We start from the raw sequence: 22,552 nt of genomic DNA, 5'->3' as shown, positions 1-22,552 counted from the left end.
CACTGTCACCGGCCGGGCTGACACCGGCCTGCCGCCGGCCTGACACCGGCTGTCAGCGCCAGAACTGCTTCTTGTTCCGGTCGCGTACGACCACGTTGAGCCGCGCCAGCTCGCGCCGCAGCTCGCGCAGGTCGTCCTGGTCGCCGTTCTTCAGCGCCTCCGCACGGGCCTTCAGCAGGGCGTTGGCGGCGGTCGACAGGCCAGGCGTCCCGTCGACCCAGCGCCGGTAGGTCTCCTCGTACGGATCGTGGTCGAGCCAGCGGATGCCGAACGCGCCGAACGCGCCGGCGAGCCGTCCAGGTTTGAGGTCGTGTTTCTCTCTGGCCAGCTCCTTTCCGTCCGAGCGCAGCAAGACGAGCTCGCTCTTGTCGGAGAAGGCCGCCGCCACCGATCCGCGGTCGAAGTCGTCGACGATGTCACCGCGCGCCAGCCGTACTCCGGCGGCGTCGACGGTGACCGCCAGCTCGTCCAGATGTGCGAGGAAAGCCAGCACCAGACCAGCCGCGACGCCGACCGCCAGCACACCGATCAGGCCGTACGGCCGGGGCAGCGCCGCCACGATCTTGAACGGACCCTGGAACGGGATCGACGGCAGCGACGCGACCCAGCCGGCGACCAGGTGCACCAGCCAGCCGAGGCCGGCGCCGGCCGCCGGCAGTCCGAGCCACACCAGCGCGCGCTGCCACACCGGCGGCGCCACCGTGATCGGTGCGAAATGCGACATGCCTTCGACGCTAGGAAAACCGTCATATCGAGCGCATCGGACCGCGGTCTGCGGCCTCGAGCCGAAAGTATCGGCCTGCGGTGACTTCGGCATATCCGGCCGCAAAACCGGCATCCGGGTTGGTACGTTTCGCGGCATGACGCAGGTGCGGCGCTCCGGCCGGGACTGGGCCGCCGACCTCGCGCTGTTCGGCGCGGCGGTCGGCTATGCGGCCTGGTTCTATCTGCTCGCGCTGGCCGACCCGGGCAAGAAGGCCGGTCCGCTGACGATCGGTGTCGGCGTCGCCATCGTCGCCTCGGTGCTGGCCGTCGCGTTTCGCCGGCGCTGGCCGGTGGCAGTTGCCGTGGCGATGATCCCGGTGTCGACCGTCGTCGACCTGTCCGCGGGCGCACAGCTGGTGGCGCTGCTGACCGTGGCGATCCATCGGCCGGTGAAGACCACGGCAGTCGTCTGTGCGCTGCGGGTCCTCGCGGTGTCGGTCTACGTGCCGGTGCGGGCCTCGTCGGTGCTGCCGGCCGACGTGGTGGCGTGGGTCGTGGCGTTCGCGGTGGCGACCAGCGTCGGCGTCGTCGGCTGGGGGCTGTTCGTCCGGCACCGCCGGCAGCTGATCATGTCGCTGCGCGACCGTGCCGAGCGCGCGGAAGCCGAGGCGAAGCTGCGTACGGAACAGGCGCAGCACCTCGTACGCGAGGAGATCGCGCGCGAGATGCACGACCTACTCGGCCACCGGCTGTCGCTGCTGAGCGTGCACGCCGGGGCGCTGGAGTTTCATCCGGACGCGCCGCCGGAGCAGGTCGCGCGAGCCGCCGCGGTGATCCGCGAGAGCACCCACCAGGCGATGCAGGATCTGCGCGAGGTGATCGGCGTCCTGCGCGCGCCGACCAGCGAGCTGCCCCAGCCGACGTACGCCGACCTGCCGGCGCTGATCGCCGAGTCCGCGCGCGGCGGCATGCGCGTCGAGCTGGTCGAACGTGGCGAGGGTGAGGTGCCGGAGCGTGCCGGCCGCACGGCATACCGGATCGTCCGCGAGGCCCTCACCAACGCGCGCCAGCACGCTCCGGGCGCCGAGGTGACGGTGACCGTCGAACGTACGCCCGGCGACGGGCTGTCGGTCGAGGTGCGCAACGGCGCGGCGGACCGTACGACCGGGCGACCCGGCTCCGGTCACGGCCTGGCCGGCCTGGCCGAGCGGGTCGCGCTGGCCGGCGGCCGGCTGGAGCACGACCGCACACCGGACGGCGGCTTCCGGCTGGCGGGCTGGCTACCGTGGCCGTCATGACCGAGGCCATCCGGGTGCTGATCGTCGACGACGACCCGCTGCTGCGCGCTGGCCTGACGATGATGCTCAGCGGCGCGGCTGACCTGGCCGTGGTCGGCGAGGCCGGCGACGGCACGCAAGTGCCGGCGCTGGTCACGGAGCACCGGCCGGACGTGGTGCTGATGGACATCCGGATGCCGGCGATGGACGGCCTGGCCGCGACCGAGGCGCTCCGCGGCCGACCGGACGCGCCGGAGGTGATCGTGCTGACCACCTTCGACGCCGACGAGCACGTCCTGCGTGCACTGCGGGCCGGCGCCTCCGGCTTCGTACTGAAGGACACTCCGCCGGCCGACATCGTCGAGGCGATCCGCCGGGTCGCCAGCGGCATGCCGGTGCTCTCGCCGGCGGTGACCCGCCGGCTGATGTCGCGTGTCGCCGCCTCCGACACCGACACCCGCCGCGACCGAGCGCTGCGGCGACTCGACGCACTCAGCGAGCGCGAGCGGCAGATCGCGGTCGCTGTCGGCGAAGGAAAATCCAACGCCGAGATCGGCGCCGCGCTCTATCTCAGCGTCCCCACGGTGAAAGCACACGTCTCGCGGATCCTCACCAAGCTGGATCTCAACAACCGCGTACAGATCGCGCTGCTCGTACACGACGCCGATCTCGTGTAGGAGCCTGCTGCGCACGATCGCGGCTGACCTCATACGCTGGAGAGACTGACCGCGGCGAGAGGCGGACCATGGCGACTGTGTCGGAACGACTGCGCTACCGGGTGCTCACCGGCCCGGACGACGCCGAGTTCTGCCGCCGGGTGTCGATGGCCCTGGACGAGGGCTACGAGCTGCACGGCAGTCCGTCGATCACGCACGACGGCACGCGGACGATCGTCGCCCAGGCGGTGGTCCTGCCACCGTACGCGGCCGCGTCCTTCCGGCCGTCGGCGTCCAGCGCGGCGCCGATCGCCGACCCGTCGGACCCACCGTCCTTCGACAAGGCGCCGCCGGCCGCACCGGAGCCGCAGGTCAAGGACGACACGTATCCGACGGCCGAGCTGCCGGTCATCGACGACTCGACCGAGCCGGCCGGGACACGCCGGCGGCCGCAACCCCGCCGGCCTCCGCTGCCGCCGATCGACCAGCCGGACGACGAGCCCGAGCCGATGGCACCACCGCGGCATGCCGCCGAATCCTAGGAAATCATCAGTTCTGGTGACGACCTTCACCTGCCCGCCAGGCAGGCTGGGGCCATGAGTTTCCCTCGTTTCGAACACCTCGGCATCGTCGTCGACGACCTGCCTGCCGCTGTCGCGTTCTTCACCGAGCTCGGCCTCAAGCTGGAAGGCGAGTCGTCGCTGGCGGACAGCAGCGCGGTCGACCGTATCGTCGGCCTCGACGGAGTGCGGTCGGACGTCGCGATGGTCCGTACGCCGGACGGCCACGCGGCGCTCGAGCTGATCAAATACCACGCGCCGGCGGCGCCCGACGGAGACGCGGCGGCGCCGGCGAACGTGTCCGGCCTGCGCCACGTGCTGTTCGAGGTGCAGGACATCCAGGACGTGATCGACCGGCTCAGGAAGCACGGCGCCGAGCTGGTCGGCGAGCTGGTGAACTACGAGAACAGCTTCTGGCTGTGCTATCTGCGTGGACCGGCCGGCATCATCGTCGAGCTGGCCGAGCGGGTCAGCTAGCCACCGACCGGTCCCTGCGCGGCGGGCGAGGACTCGTACGCCTGGCGAGAGCCGCAGACGCTGGCCAGCGGGCAGGCACAGCGCGAACCGTCGGCCTCCATGCGCACGACCACCGACTCGCGCGGCACGTCGTGGCCGACCACCCGGCCACGACCCTGCTCGGTCTCGACCGTCTCGCCGACCGCAGGTGCCTTGGACTTGAAGTCGGCGTAGAGCGGGTGCTCGTACTTCAGGCAGCACATCAGCCGCCCGCACGCGCCGGAGATCCGCATCGGGTTGAGCGGCAGGTCCTGGTCCTTGGCCATCCGGATGCTGACCGGCTCGAAGTCCACCAGGAACGTCGAACAGCACAGGTCACGCCCGCACGAGCCGATGCCACCCTGCAGCCGCGCCGAGTCACGCGCCGACAGCTGCCGCAGCTCGACCCGCGCCTTCAGGGTGGCGCCGAGGTCCCGTACGAGAGCACGGAAGTCGACCCGGTGCGCCGCGGTGAAGTAGATCGTCGTGCGGTTGTCGTCCGGCGCGTGGTCGACACCGACCACCTTCATCGGCAGCTCGTGCTCGCGGATCAGCCGCTTGGCGGCCACCCGGGCACGCGCTTTCAGCCGCCGCTGGTCGTGGTCGCGACTCAGGTCCTCCGGACCGGCCACGCCGGCGATCTCCGGGAAACCGTCGGTGTCCTCCGAGACCCACTGCGGAGCCCAGACACACTGCGCGACCTCGGTGCCGTCATCGGTCGGTACGAGCACCTGGTCACCCACCGCCGGTGAGAATTTCCCAGGCTGAAAGTAATAAAGCCGGCCATACCGGTTGAATGTCACTGCACAAAGCATCCCCACTACTGAAGCGTAACCCCCGTCACTAAGATGACGATTCGTCGTTGGGTAGATACGGATCGCTGGTCGGCTCGGTGGCCCAGGGGGGCTTGCAACGCCGCAGGAGGCACTTGTGCAGCACAAACGTTCTCGGCTGGCCGCTCTGGTCACCGCCGCGGCAGTGGGATTGCTCACCGTGCCTGTGACGGCGGCTCCGGCCGCGGCCAACCCGCCGAGCGGCCAGAACCCGCTGCCGAGCGAGCTGTTCCGGTCCGACAGCACCGCGGCGATGGGGTCGCTGACCGTGGCGGTGCCGGGCAGCCCGTCCTTCAACGGCCTGCCGTCGACCGCGTTCGCCTTCGACCGATCGGCCACCACGATCCGTTCCGACGCGGTCTACAAGGTCAACGCGCAGTCCGCCTTCCTGGTCGGCGGGCCGGCCGACCAGATCCCGAAAAACGCGGTCAGCCAGCTGGCGCCGCCGGACAACGCCAAGCCGGCCACCTCCGACATCGTCACCATCCCGGACAACCCGCTGCTGTCCGGCCAGGTCGGCAAGCTGGCCGCGCAGGCCAGGTGGGCCGGCTGTCCCGGCTCGGCGGCGATCATCGGCGCCGCGCAGACCAACCTGCTCAACCTCAAGGTCCTGTCGCTGAGCGGCGGCTCGCTGCCCGTGCCGGTCGGCAACCCGCTCTCGCAGCTGCTGCCGGGTGCCAAGCTGCCGCTGGGCAACGGCGTCCCGGTGCTGTCCGACGCCGTCGGCAACAAGAGCTTCACCGCCGCCGACGCGCCGGCCGTGGCATACACCGACTCGCGCGGCGGCCTGGTGAAGGTGGCCGGCCAGAAGGGCCTCGGCGTCACCTCGCAGTCCACCCTCGGCCTGGCCGACCTGGTGCTCTTCGCTGGTACGCCGGCGCAGACCAGCCTGCGGCTGACCTCGCCGGCCAAGCTGACCGCGACCGCGTCCGGCGCCGACAGCTCCAGCGTCACGTACTCGGCGCCGGGCCTGACCGTCACCGGACCGGACGGCAAGTCGCAGACGGTGTCGGCGCCCGGCCAGACCATCGAGATCGGTATGGCCGGCCTGGCTGGCCTGCCGGGCCTGAAGGGCGTCGGCCTGCCGGGCCTGCTGCAGCCGGCCGGCAAGCTGCGTAGCGACATCACACCGTCCGACCAGACCAACCCGTTGCCGGACATCAGCAATGCCTACCTGGCCAAGATCACCATCGGCGAGCTGTCCGACCGGGTCGAGAGCACCAAGGTGGCCAGCGCGCGGCTGAGCATGCTGCGCCTCGACCTGCTGTCGCTGGACGGCGTGACGCCGCTGGTGTCGCTGTCGCTCGGCGACCTGTACGCGCACGCCGAGGCCCCCAAGGGCGGCGTGATCTGCCACACCGCCGCCAAGCCGCCGGCGCAGCCGATCTCCAACCCGTCCTCCGGTGGCACGCTGCCGGTCACCGGCGTACAGCTGACCGTCATCCTGCTCGCCGCCGGCGGCCTGCTGCTGCTCGGCCGCTTCGCCATGGTGATCGCCGCCCGCCGCTGATTCGGTCGGGGCCTATCTCGCCGCCGCTGCGCTGTAACGCTAAATGCCGGCCTTGCCGGTTTGGGTGATGGTGGCAAGGCGTCCTTGCGTGCGTCCAGCGCACGCAAGGACGCCTTGCTCGCATCGACACTGTTACCAAGGTGACGACTGTGGCCGACGACTCAGTTGAGGCGCTCCACGGCTGCAATACTTGCCTAACAAGACATCAAACCTGACATTTCGCCACCGCAAGCCGCACCCGCCACACGAAGGGCTCCCTAGCCACACCGATGTCCACCCACAAACCCAACCGCACCGCGGCACCCCAACCCCACCACCAACCAAACCCCGCGCCCTCCCCTTGAGGTCGCCCGCCGCGAAGGCGCCACCACCCACCCAACGCACCAAACAGAAAAACTCAACCACCCACCAAACCGCACCAACCAGAAACCACCGACAACCTAACCAGTTCACATCAAGCAATCGATCTAGCGACCCACGCCGCCTCAACAGCGCACCTGGCCTCCAACCACCGGATGGAAACTCAAGCTGGACGCACGCATGGTGGCCAGGTGACCAGAAGGTCAGCCCTGCCAGAGGGCGATCATCATGTCCTCGACGGCGATGCGGGGCTTGACGTTGAGCTCGATCGCCTCGCGGCAGGCCAGCACGGCGTTGAGCCGGCGCAGCACCGACTCCGGTGTCCAGGCGGCTGCCGCCCGCGTGGTCAGGTCGGCGATGTCGGGGTGTACGCGCGGCACCTCGGCGCCGAGCCGGCTGATCAGCACGTCCCGATAGAAGGCGGCCAGATCGACCAGCGCACGGTCCAAGGTGTCGCGGCGTGACCTGGTGGCGCGCGACTTCTGCCGGCGCTCCAGCTCCTTCAGCGCGCCGGCGCTGCCACGAGCCGCGGTCGCCGCGCCCTTGCCCGTACCACCTGCGCCGAGCGCCTGCTTGAGATCGGCGGTCTCCTTGTCGGCGACGCCTTCCAGCGACGCGTCGGCCTCGGCCTCGGCGGCGGCGATGAACTTCTCGGCGGCGGTGAAGCAGGCCCCGAGGTTGGTCAGCGACCGCGGCACGTCCAGCACCTCTTTGCGGCGGTCGCGCGCGTTGCTGTCGCGCGCAAGCCAGCGCGCGCGGCCGACGTGGCCTTGCGATGCGGCGGCGGCCCAGGCGGCGGTGGCGGAGTCGACGCCGGAGCGCAGCAGGACCTCGGCGACCGACTCGGCCGACGGCGTACGCAGCGGCACCAGCCGGCACCGGGAGCGGATGGTGATCGCCACGTCGTCCGGATGCGCGGACGGTGCGCAGAGCAGGAAGACCGTGCGGTCCGGCGGCTCCTCGACGGCCTTCAGCAGCGCGTTGGAGGCCGACTCGGTGAGCCGGTCGGCGTCGGCGATCAGGACGACCTGCCAGCGGCCCCCGTTGGGGGCTCCGGCGGCCTGTACGACCAGGCTGCGCACCTCGGTCACGCCGATCGACAGGCCTTCCGGCTCGACCGTACGCACGTCGGCGTGTGTGCCGTGCAGGGTCGTCCGGCAGCCGCCACACTCGCCGCAGCCGAAGCCGCGCTCGCACTGCAACGCCGCCGCGAAGGCCTTCGCGGCCACCGACCGGCCCGACCCCGGCGGGCCAGTGAACAGCCAGGCGTGCGTCATCTCGCCAGGCGGCACCGGCTCGCCGGAGACCAGCCTGGCGGCGGCCACGGTCGCGCGGCGCAGCGTGGCGCTGGCATCCGGCTGACCGACGAGCGAGCTGAAGACGTCTTCCTGGACTGCCGTGGTCATCGGTCCAGCCGCTGGGTGGCGTCATCCACGCCGGTCTGCAGACTGCGCAGGTCCTGCGTCTCGGCGACCGCGAGCATCGAGTCGAGGTCGGGGTCCAGTGTGCGGGTCGCCTCCACGTCCCACGGCTGCGCGACCATCGGGTCCGGCGCGTCCGGCATCAGCTGCGCGACCCGTACGCGAATCTGCGCGGCGATGTCCTCCTCGCTCGCGCTGGCGTCGACGATCAGGTAGCGCTCGGGGTCGGCGGCGGCGAGCGCGCGGAAGCTGTCCCGTACGCGGTCGTGGAAGACCAGCTCTTCGCCTTCCAGCCGGTCGATGGCCCCGCGCGCGCGAGCGCGCTCCAGACCGAGCCGCGGATCGACGTCGAGCAGCACGGTCAGATGCGGCCGCAGCTCGCCGGTGGCCCAGCCGGACAGCCACCGGATCTCCTCGACCGGCAGCTCCCGGCCGGTGCCCTGATAGGCCAGCGAGGAGTCGACGTATCGGTCGGTGATGACGACCGCACCCTGCGCCAGCGCCGGCCGGATCACCGTCGACACGTGCTCGGCGCGGTCGGCGGCGTACAGCAGCGCCTCGGCGCGGCTGGACAGCTTGTCGCCGCGCGGGTCGAGCAGGATGCCGCGCATCCGCGCACCGGCCGGAGTGGCGCCTGGCTCGCGGGTCACCACGCACTGCCGGCCGGACATCCGCAGCCAGGCGGCCAGCTTGACCGCCTGGGTGGACTTGCCGGCACCCTCGCCGCCTTCGAAGGAGACGAACAGGCCGCTGGTGATCGGCGCGTCGGGTACGCCGAGCGGTCGGCCCCCCATCGAGCTGAGCAGGTCGGCGAAGACCGGTACGCCGCGGCGGTCGTCCATCCGGCGGAACGCGATCACGCCGGCGATCACACCGGCGATGCCGGCGACCAGCAGCAGCACACGGGCGCCGCTGATGGTCGGCTGGAGGACGCCGACGTTGAGCACGTGCGTGCCGCCGAGGCCGGCCAGCAGCGCGCTGAGCAGCACGACCACCAGCAGGACCAGTCGGCCGGCGGCCTGGGTGAAGGCGAACACGCGAGCGCGTACCCAGTCGCGGGTCTCGCTGGCCAGCAGCGTGAGGCCGGACAGCAGCGCCATGCCGGAGCCGTAGCCGGCCGCGACGGTCAGGATGACCGCGATCGACAGATGTGGCGCCAGGCCGAGCAGCGCGACCATGGCGGCGGCGAACACCAGGCTCATGCCGAACCAGCGCCGCCGGGACAGCTTGCCGATCAGCCGCGCGCCGGTGCCGACGCCGAGCCCCAGGCCGAGGAACAGCGCGGCGAACTCCAGCGCGTATGCGGCGTTGCCGGCGCTCAGGCTGGCGACGTACAAGACGCTGACGCCGAGCACCACGGCGCCGGCGGCCAGCGCGCCACACACGCCGAGCACGAGTCCGCGCAGCGACGCGTTGTGGTGCAGGAACTGCCAGCCGTCCACCAGCGAGCCGGCCCAGCCGCGGCGGTTTGGCGTCGCGCCGCGGCCGGCGGTCTCCGGCGACAGGTAGCTGACGATCGCGACCGACAGGAAGAGCGCGGCGGTCAGGTAGAGCGCGATGTCGACCGGCTGGACGAGCAGGCCGGCGGTGCGCTCGTGGACCAGGCCGCGTACGCCCCGCTCGACTGCCCCGAGCAGCAGGCCGGCCAGCACCGGCGCGACGCCGTACCCGATGACCTGGACGAGCTGACCGGACGCCTCGCCCGGCGCCAGGTCGGCCAGCGCGGCCTCCTGTGCGGCGGCCCGGATCAGCCGCAGCGTCTCGATCAGGAAGGTGGCCACCACGGCCCAGCCGACGGCCGGTCCGGGACCGGCCAGGCCGACCAGCGGGATGCTGACCAACAGCACGAACCTGGCCAGATCGCAGGCCGCCAGCGTGATCCGCCGGTCGAGCTTGCCGGCGAGCGCGCCGGCCACCGGCAGCAGGACCAGCGCCGGCAGCAGCTTCATCACCAGCACTCCGGCGAACCCGGCGCCCTGTGCGAGCGTGCCGGTCAGGTGGCCGAAGACGAACAGGCTGATGGCGAGCAGGCCCAGCCAGTCACCGAGGCTGGACAGCCCGATGGCGAGCCACAGCCGGCGCGCCGGCCGGATCCTTAACGCCGCGACCAGTGCGGCGGCGTCCTGCCTGGTCGAGTGGCCCTGGTTGGTCTCGGGGCTGCTGATGGCGGCCTCCCTGATCGTCGGGGACCTACACGGAATGCGGCGGTTCCGGTCGGCATCCGCCGCTCCGAGCGTAGCGGCCACCTCCGACGCTCCGGCGGCCACTCACCGATTATCGGCGCATCACCTACCCCTGGCGCCCGTATGCGTACCATGAATCGATGGTTATGGGATGAAATATTCCCTTTGCACGCTTCGATTTACCCGCTACACCCCAAAACTGTCGTACCCCTGCGCTTATGTTGACCCCCACCCAAATCGGGTGGGGGGTGGGTTGAGAGGTTTCGTTAGCCAAGTTCGAAGTTGATCTTGGTCGCCGCATAGTCTTCGCGCTGCAGCGCATTGGAGCGCTAAATGCGGCTTTTGTCGATCTAGCGAACGCACGCAAGGCCCCCTTGCGTGCATCCAGTGCAAGCAAGGGAGCCTTACGTGCATGGCGTCATGTGACAGTTGTGACTGAAGTGATCAAAGTAACCAGCGAGCCTATTGAGGCGTAGGCCAAGATCAACTTTTAACTTAGGTAAGTTTCCAACGCGAACCCACCCCCCACCCGATCTGGGTGGGGGCCCAGATTGGCAGGGGGGTGTGACAGTTTGGGGGTGGGTGGCTGGGTGGGAAGGGATGCTTAGTTCTTGGGCCGAGTCGCCTTCTTGGCGGCGGTCTTCTTGGCTGGGGCTTTCTTCGCGGCCTTGGTGACGGTTTTCTTCGCCGTGCTCTTGGCCGCCGCGGTCTTGGCCGGGGCCTTCTTGGCGGCGGTCTTGCGGGCGGTCTTCTTCACCGGGCCGCGGGCGCGGCGGTCGGCGAGTAGTTCGGCGGCACGTTCGTCGGAGATGGTGGCGATGTCGTCACCCTTGCGCAGGCTCGCGTTGGTCTCGCCGTCGGTCACGTACGGGCCAAAGCGGCCCTCCTTGATCACCATCGGCTTGCCGCTGACCGGGTCCTCGCCGAGCTCACGCAGCGGCGGCTTCGCGGCCGCGCGGCCGCGGGTCTTCGGCTGCGCCAGCAGCGCCAAGGCGCCAGGAAGGTCGATGGTGAACAGCTCCGGCTCCGAGCCGAGCGAACGCGACTCCTTGCCGGCCTTGATGTACGGGCCATAGCGGCCGTTCTGCGCGGTGACCTCCTCGCCGCCTTCGGTGAAGCCGAGCATCCGCGGCAGCGACAGCAGCTTCAGCGCGTCATCGAGGGTCACCGAGTCCGGCGACATGGTGGCGAACAGGCTGCCGGTGCGCGGCTTGGACTCGTCGCCTTCCGGCAGCACCTCGGTCACGTACGGTCCATAGCGGCCGGCCTTCACGATCAGCTCGTGACCGGTGTCCGGATCGGTCCCCAACGTCCGGCCGTCACTCGGCGCGGACAGCAGCTCGGCGACCCGCTCCGGGGTCAGCTCGTCCGGGATGATGTCCTCCGGCAGCGACACGCGGTCGCCGTCGTCACCGCCGGCCTGGATGTACGGTCCGTAACGACCGACCCGTACGACCACGTCGCGGTCCTGGTCGTCCTTGAACAGCGGGATCGAGTTGACGCCGCGCGCGTCGATGTCGCCGAGGTTCTCCGCGACCATCTTGCGCAGGCCACCGGCGCGCGCGATGCCGCCTTCGACACCGTCGGCCGCACCGAAGTAAAACCTGGTCAGCCAGTCGACACGCTGCCGGTCACCGGCGGCGATCCGGTCCAGGTCCTCCTCGACCGAGGCGGTGAAGCCATAGTCGACCAACCGCGCGAAGTGCTGCTCCAGCAGCTGGTTCACCGCGAACGCGACGAAGGACGGGATCAGCGCCGACCCCTTCTTCCACACATAGCCGCGGTCCTGGATCGTCTGCATGATCGACGCGTACGTGGACGGCCGGCCGATGCCCAGCTCCTCCATCGCCTTCACCAGGCTGGCCTCGGTGTAGCGGGCCGGCGGTTGCGTGGTGTGACCGCGCGCGGCCAGGTTGCTGGCGTCCAGCCGGTCACCCTTGGCCAGCGTCGGCAGCCGCCGCTCGGCGTCGTCGGACTCGTCGCCGGCGCCTTCGTCCAGCGACTCGACGTACGCGCGGAGAAAGCCGGGGTCGGTGATCGTCTTGCCGGAGGCGGAGAAGTCGGCGACCTCGCCGGAGGTGGACGTGCCGGACAGCCGTACGGACACGCTGCGGCCGACCGCGTCGGTCATCTGGCTGGCGATCGTCCGCTTCCAGATCAGCTCGTAAAGCAGGAACTCGTCGCGCTCCAGCCGGCCGGCCAGCGCGCCGGGCGTCTGGAAGGCGTCGCCGGACGGCCGGATCGCCTCGTGCGCCTCCTGCGCGTTCTTGACCTTCTTCGCATAGCGGCGCGGCTCGGCCGGTACGTACCGGTCGCCGTAGAGCTCGCGCACCTGCTGGCGGGCCGCGTTGATCGCGGTCTCCGACAGGTTGGTCGAGTCGGTACGCATGTAGGTGATGTAGCCGTTCTCGTAGAGCCGCTGCGCGACCCGCATCACCTGCGCGGCCGACCAGCGCAGCTTGCGGCCGGCCTCCTGCTGCAGCGTGGAGGTCATGAACGGCGCGTACGGCCGGCGGCGGTACGGCTTCTCCTCGACCCGGCTGACCGCGAACGGCACGCCGTCCAGACGTGCCGCGAGCCCGGCGGCGCCGGACTCGTCGAGGTGGATGACGCCGGAGGCGACCTTCCCGGTGGCCGGGTCGAAGTCCTTCCCGGTCGCGATCCGGTCACCGTCCAGGGCGATCAGGGTCGCGTTGAAGGATCTTGGATCGTCGGCTTTGGCGGGCTCGGTGACGGTGAAGGTGCCCTCGACGTCGGCGTACGACGCGGCCTTGAAGGCCATCCGGGCCTTCTCGCGCTCGACCACGATCCGGGTCGCGACGGACTGCACGCGGCCGGCCGAGAGCTTCGGCATGACCTTCTTCCACAGCACCGGCGAGACCTCATAGCCGTACAGCCGGTCCAGGATCCGCCGGGTCTCCTGCGCGTCGACCAGGTTGATGTCCAGCTCGCGCGGGTTGGCCGCGGCCTGCTCGATGGCCGACCGGGTGATCTCGTGGAACACCATCCGGCGCACCGGCACGTTCGGCTTCAGGGTCTCCGCGAGATGCCAGGCGATCGCCTCACCCTCGCGGTCCTCATCCGTTGCCAGATAGACCTCGGAGGCGCTCTTCAGCGCGTCGCGCAGCTTGGCCACCTGTTGCTTGCGGTCGGGGCTGACCACGTACAGCGGCTCGAAGCCGTTGTCCACGTCCACGCCGAGCCGGGCCCACGCCTCACCCTTGTACTTCGCCGGTACGTCGGCGGCGTTGCGCGGCAGGTCACGGATGTGACCGATGCTGGCTTCGACGATGTAGTCGGAGCCCAGATAGCCGGCGATCGTCTTGGCCTTCGCCGGCGACTCGACGATGACCAGGCGGGTCCCGCCGGTCCTGCCACGACCGCGGGCAGCGGTCTTGCGCGGCGGGCTCGTCCTGTCGGCTGGCACGGCTCTCCTTATTACTTGCGTCGTCACTTGCAACGTCGTCTCACCGTCTGTGAACGCATGATGCGTTCGGCGGGGAGTGTGAACCCCCACGTACCCAAAAAGCAAACGTAACCGCGCGGCCGGCTTGTTCCTCGGCCACGTGGCCAGGCCCACACCGAGGCCGGCGACAGGCCCGTTGACCGGCGGATTCGCCGCGCGTACGAGCCGGCGCCGGAAGGCCCGGCGGCCGGAAAAATTTCTTCCCCGCGTAGGACCACTGTACGAACCGACGCGGTCGCGCTCAGATCACCCCGGCAAAATTGCCGCAGGGCCTCCCCGCGTGCGCGTGGCGCACGTAGGGAGGCCCTGCGGCCATCCGGAACGAGCTACTCGGCGGCTTCCTCTTCCTCCTCGCCCTCGCGCTGGACGAAAGTCTGCGCGGTGGGGTCCTCCTCGGTCTCCTCCGCCGGAGCCTCGTCGCGCTGGACGTACGTCTGCACCTCGGCGCCGTGGTCGTGATCCGAGCCGTCGCCGCACCGCTGCACGGCGGCGCCTGCGCCACCGGCCGCGGCCGTCTGCACCGGTGCCGGCGCCGACATGACGCGGTCGGCGTTGGCCACCGCGTCGCGCTCGAACCGGTCCGACGGGTCGCTGACCTGGATGCCGCCGCCGGCGTCGGTGCCGTCCACCGGCCCGCTGCGCTGCTGCACGACGTGGGTCAGCTCGTGCGCCAGCATGTGCTTGCCGGCGTCCGAGCTCGGGTCGTACTTGTCGCGCTGGAAGACGATGTTGTTGCCGACCGTGTACGCGTGCGCGTTGACCGACTGCGCGGACTCGTGCGCCGCGCTGTCGGTGTGCACGCGCACGTCGCCGAAGTCGGCGCCAATCCGCGACTCCATGTCGGCGCGCGTGTCGTCGTCCAGCGCCGAGCCGCCGCCGGAGTTCACCACGTCGTGTACGGGGGAGCGCTCCTCCTCCATCAGCGTGCCGGCGGCCGCGTTGCCGACCGCGCGCTGCAGGCCGAGCATGCCGGCGGCGCCGAGGACGTCGGTGCGTCCGGCCGCCGCGGCCTTCCCCATCAGTGCCGGGCTCTCAGCCAGTTCCCCAGCCGGTTCGTCGCGCTCGATCCGGTCGCCTTTGGGCCGGAAGGTCTGTTCCAGGTCGTTCTCGGTGCCGTGCCCGCGCATCGCCGCTCCCTGCGGATAGAGTCCTCGTTTCGATGGTGCCGGCCGGCCGGCACAGCGACAAGGGTCCGTGCAGTCATGGCGAGGGCAGCGCATGTTGCCCGATAGGGCAACAAGGATCATTCGTTAGAGTGCCGATCGTGGCATTCAGCCTGCGCAGCGTGGTCGACGTCGCCGTACGCACGGTGGTGTCGCTGCCGGTGCTCGCCGCCGACGCGGTGGCCGCCAGCGAGCTGTCCAGCCGGATCGACCCGGCCGGCCTGCGCGAAGGGCTGGCCGAGCTGGCTCGCGCGCTCGGCCGCGATCCCGGGCTGTTCAACCGGATCGCCACCGAAACCGCGGCCGACAGCGTACGGCTGACGCTGATCGCGGCATTGCGTGGCGCCGGGTTGGAAATCGACGACGAGATCGAGTTCGACCGCACCGATCCGCGGTTCACCGATCCGGCCTGGCTGCACAACGCCTGGTATTTCCACTGGGCTCAACAACATGCCGCGTTCGTGCGGCACCTGCGCCAGCTCGTGCTGGAAGCCGAGCTCGACGACGACAGCCGCGCCAAGGCGACGCTGGCGGTCGAGCAGATCGCACACGCGATCGCGCCGTCGAATTTTCCCGCCAGCAACCCGACCGCGGTGAAGGAGGCCTTCGACACCGGCGGCGCCAGCGTCGTACGCGGTGGCCGCAACCTGGTCCGCGACCTGGTGTCCAACGCCGGCCGGCCGCTGCAGGTCAACCACGGCGCGTACACCCTCGGCCAGGACCTGGCGACGACCAAGGGCGGCGTGGTCTTCCGCGACCGGCTGTGCGAGCTCATCCAGTACGAGCCGCGGACCCCGAAAACGTACGCGACGCCGATGCTCTTCGTGCCGCCGTGGATCAACAAGTACTACCTTCTCGACCTGGCGCCCGGCCGCAGCCTGGTCGACTGGACCGTCCACAGTGGACACACGAGTTTCGCGATCAGCTATCGAAATCCGGACGAGTCGATCGGTTCGATCACGCTCGACGACTATCTCACCGAGAGCATCCGGCCGGCGTTGGCGGCGATACGTGACATCACCGGCTCGCCGCTGGTCAACGTGACCGGCTTTGGCATGGGTGGCACTCTGGCCGCGGTCGCCGCCGACTCCGGTGTCTCGTCGCTGACGCTTTTGGGGTCGTTGCTGGACTTTTCCGAGCCCGGGCCGGTCGGCCTGGCGGTCGAGGAGGCGCTGGAGCGGCTGGACCGGCTGCCCGAGCGCGCGCTCGTGCCGGGCGCCACCATCGCGGCCTTCTTCGACGCCGTACGCGCCGACCCGCTGCGGTGGCGTTTCCTGGTCAACGACTGGATGCTCGGCCGCGAACCGCCGGCCTCGGACGTGATGACCTGGAACGGCGACACCGTACGCGTGCCGGCCGCCGCACTGGCCTCGTATCTGCGGACTTTCTATCTGAACAACAGGTTTGCCGACGGCACGCTGGCGCTGGCCGGCCGCGCGGTCACGCCGTCGTCGATCCGCGCCGCCGCGTACGTCGTCGCCGGTCAGGCGGACCAGCTGGCACCGTGGCGGTCGGCTTATGCCAGCCTGCGCCTGCTGCCTGGACCGACCCGCTTCGTCCTCGCCTCCGGTGGCCGCGTACGCAGCCTGCTCGCCTGCGACAGCTTCCTGTCCGGCGACGGGCCGTACGCGACACCGCCGGACCAGTGGTTTGCCGGCGCGCAGGAGACACCCGGCAGTTGGTGGCCTGACTGGACAAACTGGCTGAGCGCACGCTCCGGAAAACTCCGCCGGCCACCGACCGTCGGCAACCACAACCACCGCGTACTCGCCGACGCACCGGGCCGCTACGCCTGGCAGCGCTGAGCCGGTTAGCGCGAGGTTAGTCACCGCATAGCGCCGCCGGCCATCGTGTCTGCGGGCCGGCGCCGCGGAGGCGCCGGTGAATTCGAGGGAGGAACCATGCGGATGCGACACCTCGCGGCCGCGCTGGCCGGAGCGCTCGCGCTGACCGCGGCGCTGAGCACGACGGCCACACCGGCGGCTGCCGCCGCCCCGGCCGGCGAGTCATTCCTCGCCGCACACGGCATCAATCCAGCGACGCTCGCTCCCGGCTGGAAGGTCGACGGCCAGCGGGTCGTCTGGGACAACGGCTCGGTGATCCTCTCGCCGGCGGTCTACGGCCTGTCCGCCTGCGATCCCGGCTATGTCTGCCTTTACGAGACGGACAACTACAACACCGGACCGTACGACCACAACAAGCGGATGCTGCAGTTCAACACCATCGGCTATCGCAACATGTACACGTACGGCTTCAACGACCAGATGTCCTCCTGGTACAACCGCCGCGGCCTGGACGCGCGCTGGTACTACGACGACAACAAAGGCGGCACGTCCCGCTGCATGGGTGCCGGCGCGAAGGTCGCCGTCGTCGGCGCGGCGGACAACGACAAGCTGAGCTCGCTGCTGATCTACAGCACCTCAACAGCCTGCTGACACCGTTCGCCGGCCGGCCCGACCATCGTCGCTCGGGCCGGCCGGCTCTGCCGTGAGCAAGCGCGGCGGCCAATGGCAGAGTGATCGACATGACCGCTGCGATCGACCGTCCGCTCGACGAGCTGCGCGACTACCGACCTGACCTGCACGTCCCCAGTGACCTGACCGAGTTCTGGTCGGACACGCTGGAGCAGACCCGGCGACATCCGCTCGACGCGACCTTCGAGAAGGTCGAGACGGCGTTGCGGACGGTCGAGGTGTACGACGTGCGGTTCGCCGGCTACGGCGGCCAGCGTGTCGCCGGCTGGTTCATACTTCCCAAGCATCACAACGAAAAGCTGCCGTGCATCGTGCAGTACGTCGGCTATGGCGGCGGCCGCGGGTTGCCGCATCAGGCGCTCACCTGGGCCTCATTTGGCTATGCGCATTTCGTCATGGACACGCGCGGCCAAGGCAGCTCCTGGTCGGTCGGCATCACGCCGGACGAGCCGGTCGCCACGCCGCACGTGCCGGGATTTCTCACGCTCGGCCTGCCGGATCGCGACAACTACTACTATCGCCGCGTCTACGCCGATGCCGTACGCGCGGTCGAGGCGGCGAAGACGCATCCGGTCGTCGACAAGGTCATCACCTTTGGCGGCAGCCAGGGCGGCGGACTGGCGCTGGCCGCCGGGGCACTCGCCGACGGTGTCGACGCCGTATTGTCGGACGTGCCGTTCCTGTGCCATTTCCGGCGTGCCGTGGATCTCGCCGTCGAAGGCCCCTATCCGGAGCTCGTACGCTGGTGCAAGACACATCGCCTGCTGGCCGAGGACGCCTTCACCGCACTGTCCTATTTCGACGGTGCCGTCCTCGCCCGGAAATCCCTGCCGCCGGCACTTTTCTCGGTCGCGCTGCGCGATCCGGTCTGTCCGCCGTCGACGGTTTTCGCGGCGTACAACCATTATGCCGGCGAGCGGGACATCCGCGTCTGGGAATGGAACGAGCACGAAGGCGGCGGCGACCACCAGATCCTCGAGCAGATCGACTGGCTCGCCGCGCGGGATCTAGCCGGTCACTGACATTCCGGCACGGTGTCGAACGCTTTTTGCAGCTGTGTCGAGGAAACGTTGGAGAACCCGGCCGAGTTCTGGCTGTTTTCCTGGGTCAGCTGCTGGCCGATCGTGACGACCGCTGAATAGAACGCGCCCTTGTCCGATGTGGACAGTGCGGCCGTACGCGTCGCGGCGTGCGCGAAAGCGTTACGTGCGGTCGTCAGCGCCGCGGTGAACTGTTTCGCGACGTCCTCACCGTTGTCGGCGTCCGGAATGCCGGCCGCCTGCACCTGGCCGAGCGCCTTCGTCGACGCGTCGCGGGCTCCGCCGTAGAGCGTCAGCAGGTCGGCCTTGATCTGCACCGGACTCGACCCGGAGGTGATCTTCTGCTGTGCCGCGGTGACCGCCGAGTTGATCGACGTCGACCACGGTTTCACCGCAAGGCACACCCTGGCGGCCCACTGTTCCGGCGGCACTTTTCCGCTGCCGCAGGCGGCAAGCGCCAGACAAAGAAGCGGGGCCAGCAACCACGAAGGTCGCCGGCCCCGCATCGAGACCAACCTAGGCCGCGTTGCCAGCGGTCGCCTTCTCGGAGTTGGACGGCGTGTCGCCGCCGACCGAGGTGGCGCGCCGCTTGCTGACCCACACGGCCGCGATGATGACGATCACCGCCACCGCGGCGATGCTGTAGCGCACCGCCGGGTTGTCGCCGGCACCGAGCGAGAAGTACACGATCGCCGGCGCGATCAGCAGCGAGACCAGGTTCATCACCTTGATCAGCGGGTTGATCGACGGGCCCGCGGTGTCCTTGAACGGGTCGCCGACGGTGTCGCCGATGACGGTCGCGGCATGCGCGTCGGTCCCCTTGCCGCCGAACTCGCCGTCCTCGACCATCTTCTTCGCGTTGTCCCAGGCACCGCCGGAGTTGGCCAGCAGGATCGCCATCAGCACGCCGGTGGCGATGGCGCCGGCCAGATACGCGCCGAGAGCGCCGACGCCGAGGCCGAAGCCGACCGCGATCGGCGCCATCACCGCGAGCAGGCCGGGAGTGGCCAGCTCACGCAGCGAGTCCTTGGTGCAGATGTCGACCACCTTGCCGTACTCCGGCCGGGTCGTCCCCTCCATGATGCCGGGGATCTCCTTGAACTGCCGCCGCACCTCGAACACGATGGCGCCGGCCGCGCGGGTGACCGCGTTGATCGCCAGGCCGGAGAACAGGAACACCACCGCGGCACCGATGATCAGGCCGATCAGGTTGGCCGGGTTGGCGACGTTCAGCACGCCTTCGTACGCGTACTTGGCGGCCTCGTCCAGGCCGTTGAGTGCCCCGGCCGGCACGGCCGCCTTGACCTCGTCGCTGAAGGCGCCGAACAGCGCCGTGGCGGCCAGCACGGCGGTCGCGATCGCGATGCCCTTGGTGATGGCCTTGGTGGTGTTGCCGACCGCGTCCAGGTCGGTCAGCACGCGCGCGCCGGCCTCGTCGATGTCACCGGACATCTCGGCGATGCCCTGCGCGTTGTCCGAGATCGGGCCGAAGGTGTCCATCGCGACGATGACGCCGACGGTGGTCAGCAGGCCGCAGCCGGCCAGCGAGATGGCGAACAGGCCGAGGATGATCGAGCCGCCGCCGAGGATGAACGCCCCGAAGACCGCGATGCCGATGATGACGGCGGTGTAGACGGCCGACTCCAGGCCCAGCGTGAAGCCGGACAGCACCACGGTGGCCGGACCGGTCAGCGAGGTCTTGCCGACCTCGGTGACCGGCTTGCCGCCGACCTCGGTGAAATAGCCGGTGAGCTGCTGGATGACGACCGCCAGCACGATGCCGATCAGCACCGCGCCGAGCGCGATGACCTGCGGGTTGAGGTTGCCGGACTGGCTGGCCACCTCGGCCGCGATGCCGGGCAGCGCGGAGACCTTGCTCGGCAGGTAGAGGAAGACGGCGATCGCGCAGAGCACCGCGGAGACCGCGGCCGAGATGAAGAACGCGCGGTTGATCGCGGTCATGCCGCTCTTGTCGCTCGGCCGCAGCCGGGTGATCAGCACGCCGAGGATGGCGGTGATGACACCGATGCCCGGCACGATCAGCGGGAAGACCAGGCCCGCGGAGCCGAACGCGGCGCCACCGAGGATCAGCGCGGCGACCAGGGTGACCGCGTACGACTCGAACAGGTCGGCGGCCATGCCGGCGCAGTCGCCGACGTTGTCGCCGACGTTGTCGGCGATGGTCGCGGCGTTACGCGGGTCGTCCTCCGGGATCCCCTGCTCGACCTTGCCGACCAGGTCGGCGCCGACGTCCGCGGCCTTGGTGAAGATGCCGCCACCGACACGGATGAACATGGCCAGCAGGGCGGCGCCGAAGCCGAAGCCCTCCAGCACCTTCGGGGCCTCACCCTGGAAGATGAAGACCACCAGGCTGGCGCCCAGCAGGCCGAGGCCGACGGTCATGAAGCCGACCACGCCGCCGGTCTTGAAGGCGATCCCCATCGCGGTCGCGGAGCCCTTGGCGCCGTCCCGCGCGGCCGCCGCGACCCGCAGGTTGGCGCGAGTGGCCATCCCCATGCCGGCGTACGCGATGATGCCGGAGAACACCGCGCCGACCAGGAAGAAGACCGAACGGCCGATCCGGATGCCGACGGTGTCGGCCGGCAACAGCGACAGCAGCACCAGCGCGAGCACGCCGAAGATGGCGAGCGTCCTGAACTGGCGGTTGAGGAACGCCGAGGCTCCTTCCTGGACACCGGCAGCGATCGTCTGCATCTTCGGTGTCCCCTGCGGTGCGGCGAGCACCACTCGCACCAGTGCGAACGAAGCGGCGAGCGCTATCAGTGCGATGACGGCCACGATGACCACGTAGGTCACGTTGGGGCCGGTGAGGTCCACCTTCGCCGCTTCGGCGAGGTAGGTCTCATTCCCGGGCATGCGTCCTCCTGTACGAACATTCCTGGACGCGCCGACCGGCCGCCGCCGGAGCAGACGCGAGAAAGCGCCACCCTCTTTGGTGAAGGCACGCAGACTCGCGGAGTCTAGGCGAAACGTCCCACTCGCAAGCACCTGGGGTCAGTGCCGGGGGTGTTCGTCACTCCGTAGAACTACGGCCACGACCTGCGGACTTGTCAATGGGTCGCGGCGAATCGATTCAGCTTGCCGCGACGATCAGGATCGCCCTGACCTGCGCGATGATGTCCAACCGGTTCTGGACGAACTGCGGATCGGTGACCTGGCCGGTCGCCGGGTCGGTGTTGCCGGCGCCGAACTGCAGCACCGGCGTGTGTACGTGACCGCCTGGCAGCCGGTCGTGCAGGCCGAGGCGCTCGCGGAGCAGGGTCACCCGATAGGCGATCTCGTTGGACAGGTAGTCGCCGCCACCGCCGGCGCGCGCGGTCGATCCGGGAGTGGGGCCGTCGGGCCGTACGACCGGCGTCGTGCCACCGGCCGGGATCTCGGTCACCTCGGTGTGGTCGTAGACCGGGAAGCGGCCGGTCTTCGCCGCCACGATCCGCGCGTACGGCAAGGTCGTCACGGTCCACTGCGGCTGGGTCGCCGGGTCGGTGACCGGGATGGTCCCGGCGCTCGAGGCGTTGTCGTTGTCGGGGAAGCCGCCGCGCCAGGCGCCGTTCGTACGCTCCACGTCGATCCGGCCGACGCGGCCCTGGCTGATCGTGGTGAACATGTCCACCTTCGGCAGCTGCGCGCGCAACGTACGCTCCACCTCGCCGTCGGCGAAGTCCTGCCAGCGCACCGGGAAGACGGCCGCCTCGACGCGCGCGAGGCCGTGCGAGGTGCGCACCAGCGTGCCGTCCAGCGCGAGCGCGATGGCGCCGGACGGATTGCTGATCCGGATGTCCCTGTCAAGCGTGAACGGGTCGAAGCCGGTGATCAGGATGCGCTTGGTGTGACCGGGAAACCGGATGTCGTCTTGGCCTCGCGAGGCGGTCTCCAGCCGCTCGATGAGCTTGGCGCGCTGGCCGGCGTCCGGCCAGCCGCGCAGCTCGCGGCTCATCGCGAGCCGGGCCCAGTAGAGCGGCCGGTCGTCGTCGCGGCTGATCGCACCGGCCGGACCGTGGCCGTGAGCGCGGTCGACCGCACGTCGCCAGAGCAGCCGGCCGTGCAGCTCGGTGACGGCCGCCGCCTGCGCGTACGAGCGACTCGCGTGGAGCGCTCGCGCGAACGCACTCGTCGCCGTGTCGAAGCCGCTGAGCTTCAGGATCTCCTGCGGCACGGCTTTGTCGAGCCGCTGCTCTTCCACCGTGCCTGGGCCCGCACCGACGGCCGCCGCGTGCACCGGCGCCGCCGCGACACTGACGAACAGCGCGGCACTGAGGACCGCGATCCGGATCCGCATCGTGCCAGTATCGCCAGCACGACCGATCCGCCACCAGAGCCCCGGTTGTCCCGATTGGGCCGCCGCAATACCTGCTACGGCGTGAAACTGTCGTACCTACTGGTAAATA

General features: G+C 70.0%; 17 protein-coding genes. 8 read left to right on the top strand and 9 right to left on the bottom strand.

Annotated elements, in window-relative coordinates; genetic code table 11:
- Window positions 1–52: 52 nt before the first annotated feature.
- Window positions 53–724, bottom strand: coding sequence for a YqeB family protein (locus GNX95_RS15350; RefSeq protein WP_163508110.1), 672 nt, complete (start codon window positions 722–724; stop codon window positions 53–55).
- Window positions 725–860: 136 nt separating this feature from the next.
- Here GNX95_RS15350 and GNX95_RS15345 point away from each other — a divergent pair, with 136 nt between their 5' ends.
- From GNX95_RS15345 to GNX95_RS15330, 4 genes are all read left to right on the top strand, one after another.
- The gene (locus GNX95_RS15345) at window positions 861–2,003 is read left to right on the top strand and encodes a sensor histidine kinase (RefSeq protein ID WP_163508109.1); all 1,143 of its coding nucleotides are present in this window, start codon (window positions 861–863) and stop codon (window positions 2,001–2,003) included.
- Window positions 2,000–2,659: a response regulator gene (locus GNX95_RS15340; protein ID WP_163508108.1), complete on the top strand. Its 660-nt coding sequence runs from the start codon at window positions 2,000–2,002 to the stop codon at window positions 2,657–2,659. Before GNX95_RS15345 ends, GNX95_RS15340 begins: the two co-directional genes overlap by 4 nt.
- Before the next feature lie 77 nt (window positions 2,660–2,736).
- Entirely contained in the window at window positions 2,737–3,180 is a 444-nt protein-coding gene (locus GNX95_RS15335; RefSeq protein ID WP_246281651.1) for a DUF1737 domain-containing protein, read from the top strand.
- Between the two features lie 54 nt (window positions 3,181–3,234).
- Entirely contained in the window at window positions 3,235–3,675 is a 441-nt protein-coding gene (locus GNX95_RS15330; protein ID WP_163508106.1) for a VOC family protein, read from the top strand.
- Here GNX95_RS15330 and GNX95_RS15325 read toward each other — a convergent pair.
- The gene (locus GNX95_RS15325) at window positions 3,672–4,496 is read right to left on the bottom strand and encodes a PSP1 domain-containing protein (RefSeq protein ID WP_222853683.1); all 825 of its coding nucleotides are present in this window, start codon (window positions 4,494–4,496) and stop codon (window positions 3,672–3,674) included. The two genes, GNX95_RS15330 and GNX95_RS15325, sit on opposite strands and share 4 nt — an antisense overlap.
- A 127-nt stretch (window positions 4,497–4,623) precedes the next feature.
- Here GNX95_RS15325 and GNX95_RS15320 point away from each other — a divergent pair, with 127 nt between their 5' ends.
- Complete coding sequence (locus GNX95_RS15320; protein WP_163508104.1) at window positions 4,624–6,036, top strand: hypothetical protein; 1,413 nt, start codon at window positions 4,624–4,626, stop codon at window positions 6,034–6,036.
- Window positions 6,037–6,599: 563 nt separating this feature from the next.
- Here GNX95_RS15320 and GNX95_RS15315 read toward each other — a convergent pair.
- The 4 genes from GNX95_RS15315 to GNX95_RS15300 form a co-directional block, all read right to left on the bottom strand.
- Window positions 6,600–7,802 carry a DNA polymerase III subunit delta' gene (locus tag GNX95_RS15315; protein ID WP_163508103.1) on the bottom strand — a complete coding sequence of 401 codons (1,203 nt, stop codon included), beginning with the start codon at window positions 7,800–7,802 and terminating at the stop codon, window positions 6,600–6,602.
- Window positions 7,799–10,084, bottom strand: coding sequence for a dTMP kinase (gene tmk / locus GNX95_RS15310; protein WP_222853682.1), 2,286 nt, complete (start codon window positions 10,082–10,084; stop codon window positions 7,799–7,801). Before tmk ends, GNX95_RS15315 begins: the two co-directional genes overlap by 4 nt.
- Window positions 10,085–10,604: 520 nt before the next feature.
- Window positions 10,605–13,427 carry a type I DNA topoisomerase gene (gene topA, locus GNX95_RS15305; RefSeq protein ID WP_163508102.1) on the bottom strand — a complete coding sequence of 941 codons (2,823 nt, stop codon included), beginning with the start codon at window positions 13,425–13,427 and terminating at the stop codon, window positions 10,605–10,607.
- A 365-nt stretch (window positions 13,428–13,792) separates the two neighbouring features.
- Entirely contained in the window at window positions 13,793–14,593 is an 801-nt protein-coding gene (locus GNX95_RS15300) for an eCIS core domain-containing protein (RefSeq protein WP_163508101.1), read from the bottom strand.
- A 137-nt stretch (window positions 14,594–14,730) separates the two neighbouring features.
- Between GNX95_RS15300 and GNX95_RS15295 the strand changes: the two genes are divergently transcribed.
- The 3 genes from GNX95_RS15295 to GNX95_RS15285 all read left to right on the top strand — a co-directional run bounded on the left by GNX95_RS15295 (window position 14,731) and on the right by GNX95_RS15285 (window position 18,125).
- A complete protein-coding gene (locus tag GNX95_RS15295) occupies window positions 14,731–16,434 on the top strand; it encodes a PHA/PHB synthase family protein (protein WP_163508100.1) in 1,704 nt (567 codons plus the stop codon).
- Between the two features lie 96 nt (window positions 16,435–16,530).
- Window positions 16,531–17,064, top strand: coding sequence for a peptidase inhibitor family I36 protein (locus GNX95_RS15290; RefSeq protein WP_163508099.1), 534 nt, complete (start codon window positions 16,531–16,533; stop codon window positions 17,062–17,064).
- 89 nt (window positions 17,065–17,153) lie between these two features.
- Window positions 17,154–18,125, top strand: coding sequence for an acetylxylan esterase (locus tag GNX95_RS15285; protein WP_163508098.1), 972 nt, complete (start codon window positions 17,154–17,156; stop codon window positions 18,123–18,125).
- Here the strand turns inward: GNX95_RS15285 and GNX95_RS15280 are convergent.
- The 3 genes from GNX95_RS15280 to GNX95_RS15270 all read right to left on the bottom strand — a co-directional run bounded on the left by GNX95_RS15280 (window position 18,119) and on the right by GNX95_RS15270 (window position 22,443).
- Entirely contained in the window at window positions 18,119–18,535 is a 417-nt protein-coding gene (locus tag GNX95_RS15280; RefSeq protein ID WP_163508097.1) for a hypothetical protein, read from the bottom strand. The two genes, GNX95_RS15285 and GNX95_RS15280, sit on opposite strands and share 7 nt — an antisense overlap.
- Window positions 18,536–18,659: 124 nt before the next feature.
- A complete protein-coding gene (locus GNX95_RS15275; RefSeq protein WP_163508096.1) occupies window positions 18,660–21,020 on the bottom strand; it encodes a sodium-translocating pyrophosphatase in 2,361 nt (786 codons plus the stop codon).
- Window positions 21,021–21,237: 217 nt separating this feature from the next.
- Entirely contained in the window at window positions 21,238–22,443 is a 1,206-nt protein-coding gene (locus GNX95_RS15270; protein WP_163508095.1) for a pyroglutamyl-peptidase I, read from the bottom strand.
- Window positions 22,444–22,552 lie beyond the last annotated feature (109 nt).

The organism is Fodinicola acaciae (assembly GCF_010993745.1).
GTDB lineage: Bacteria > Actinomycetota > Actinomycetes > Mycobacteriales > HKI-0501 > Fodinicola > Fodinicola acaciae.
This window is presented reverse-complemented; position numbering and strand designations above follow the sequence as displayed.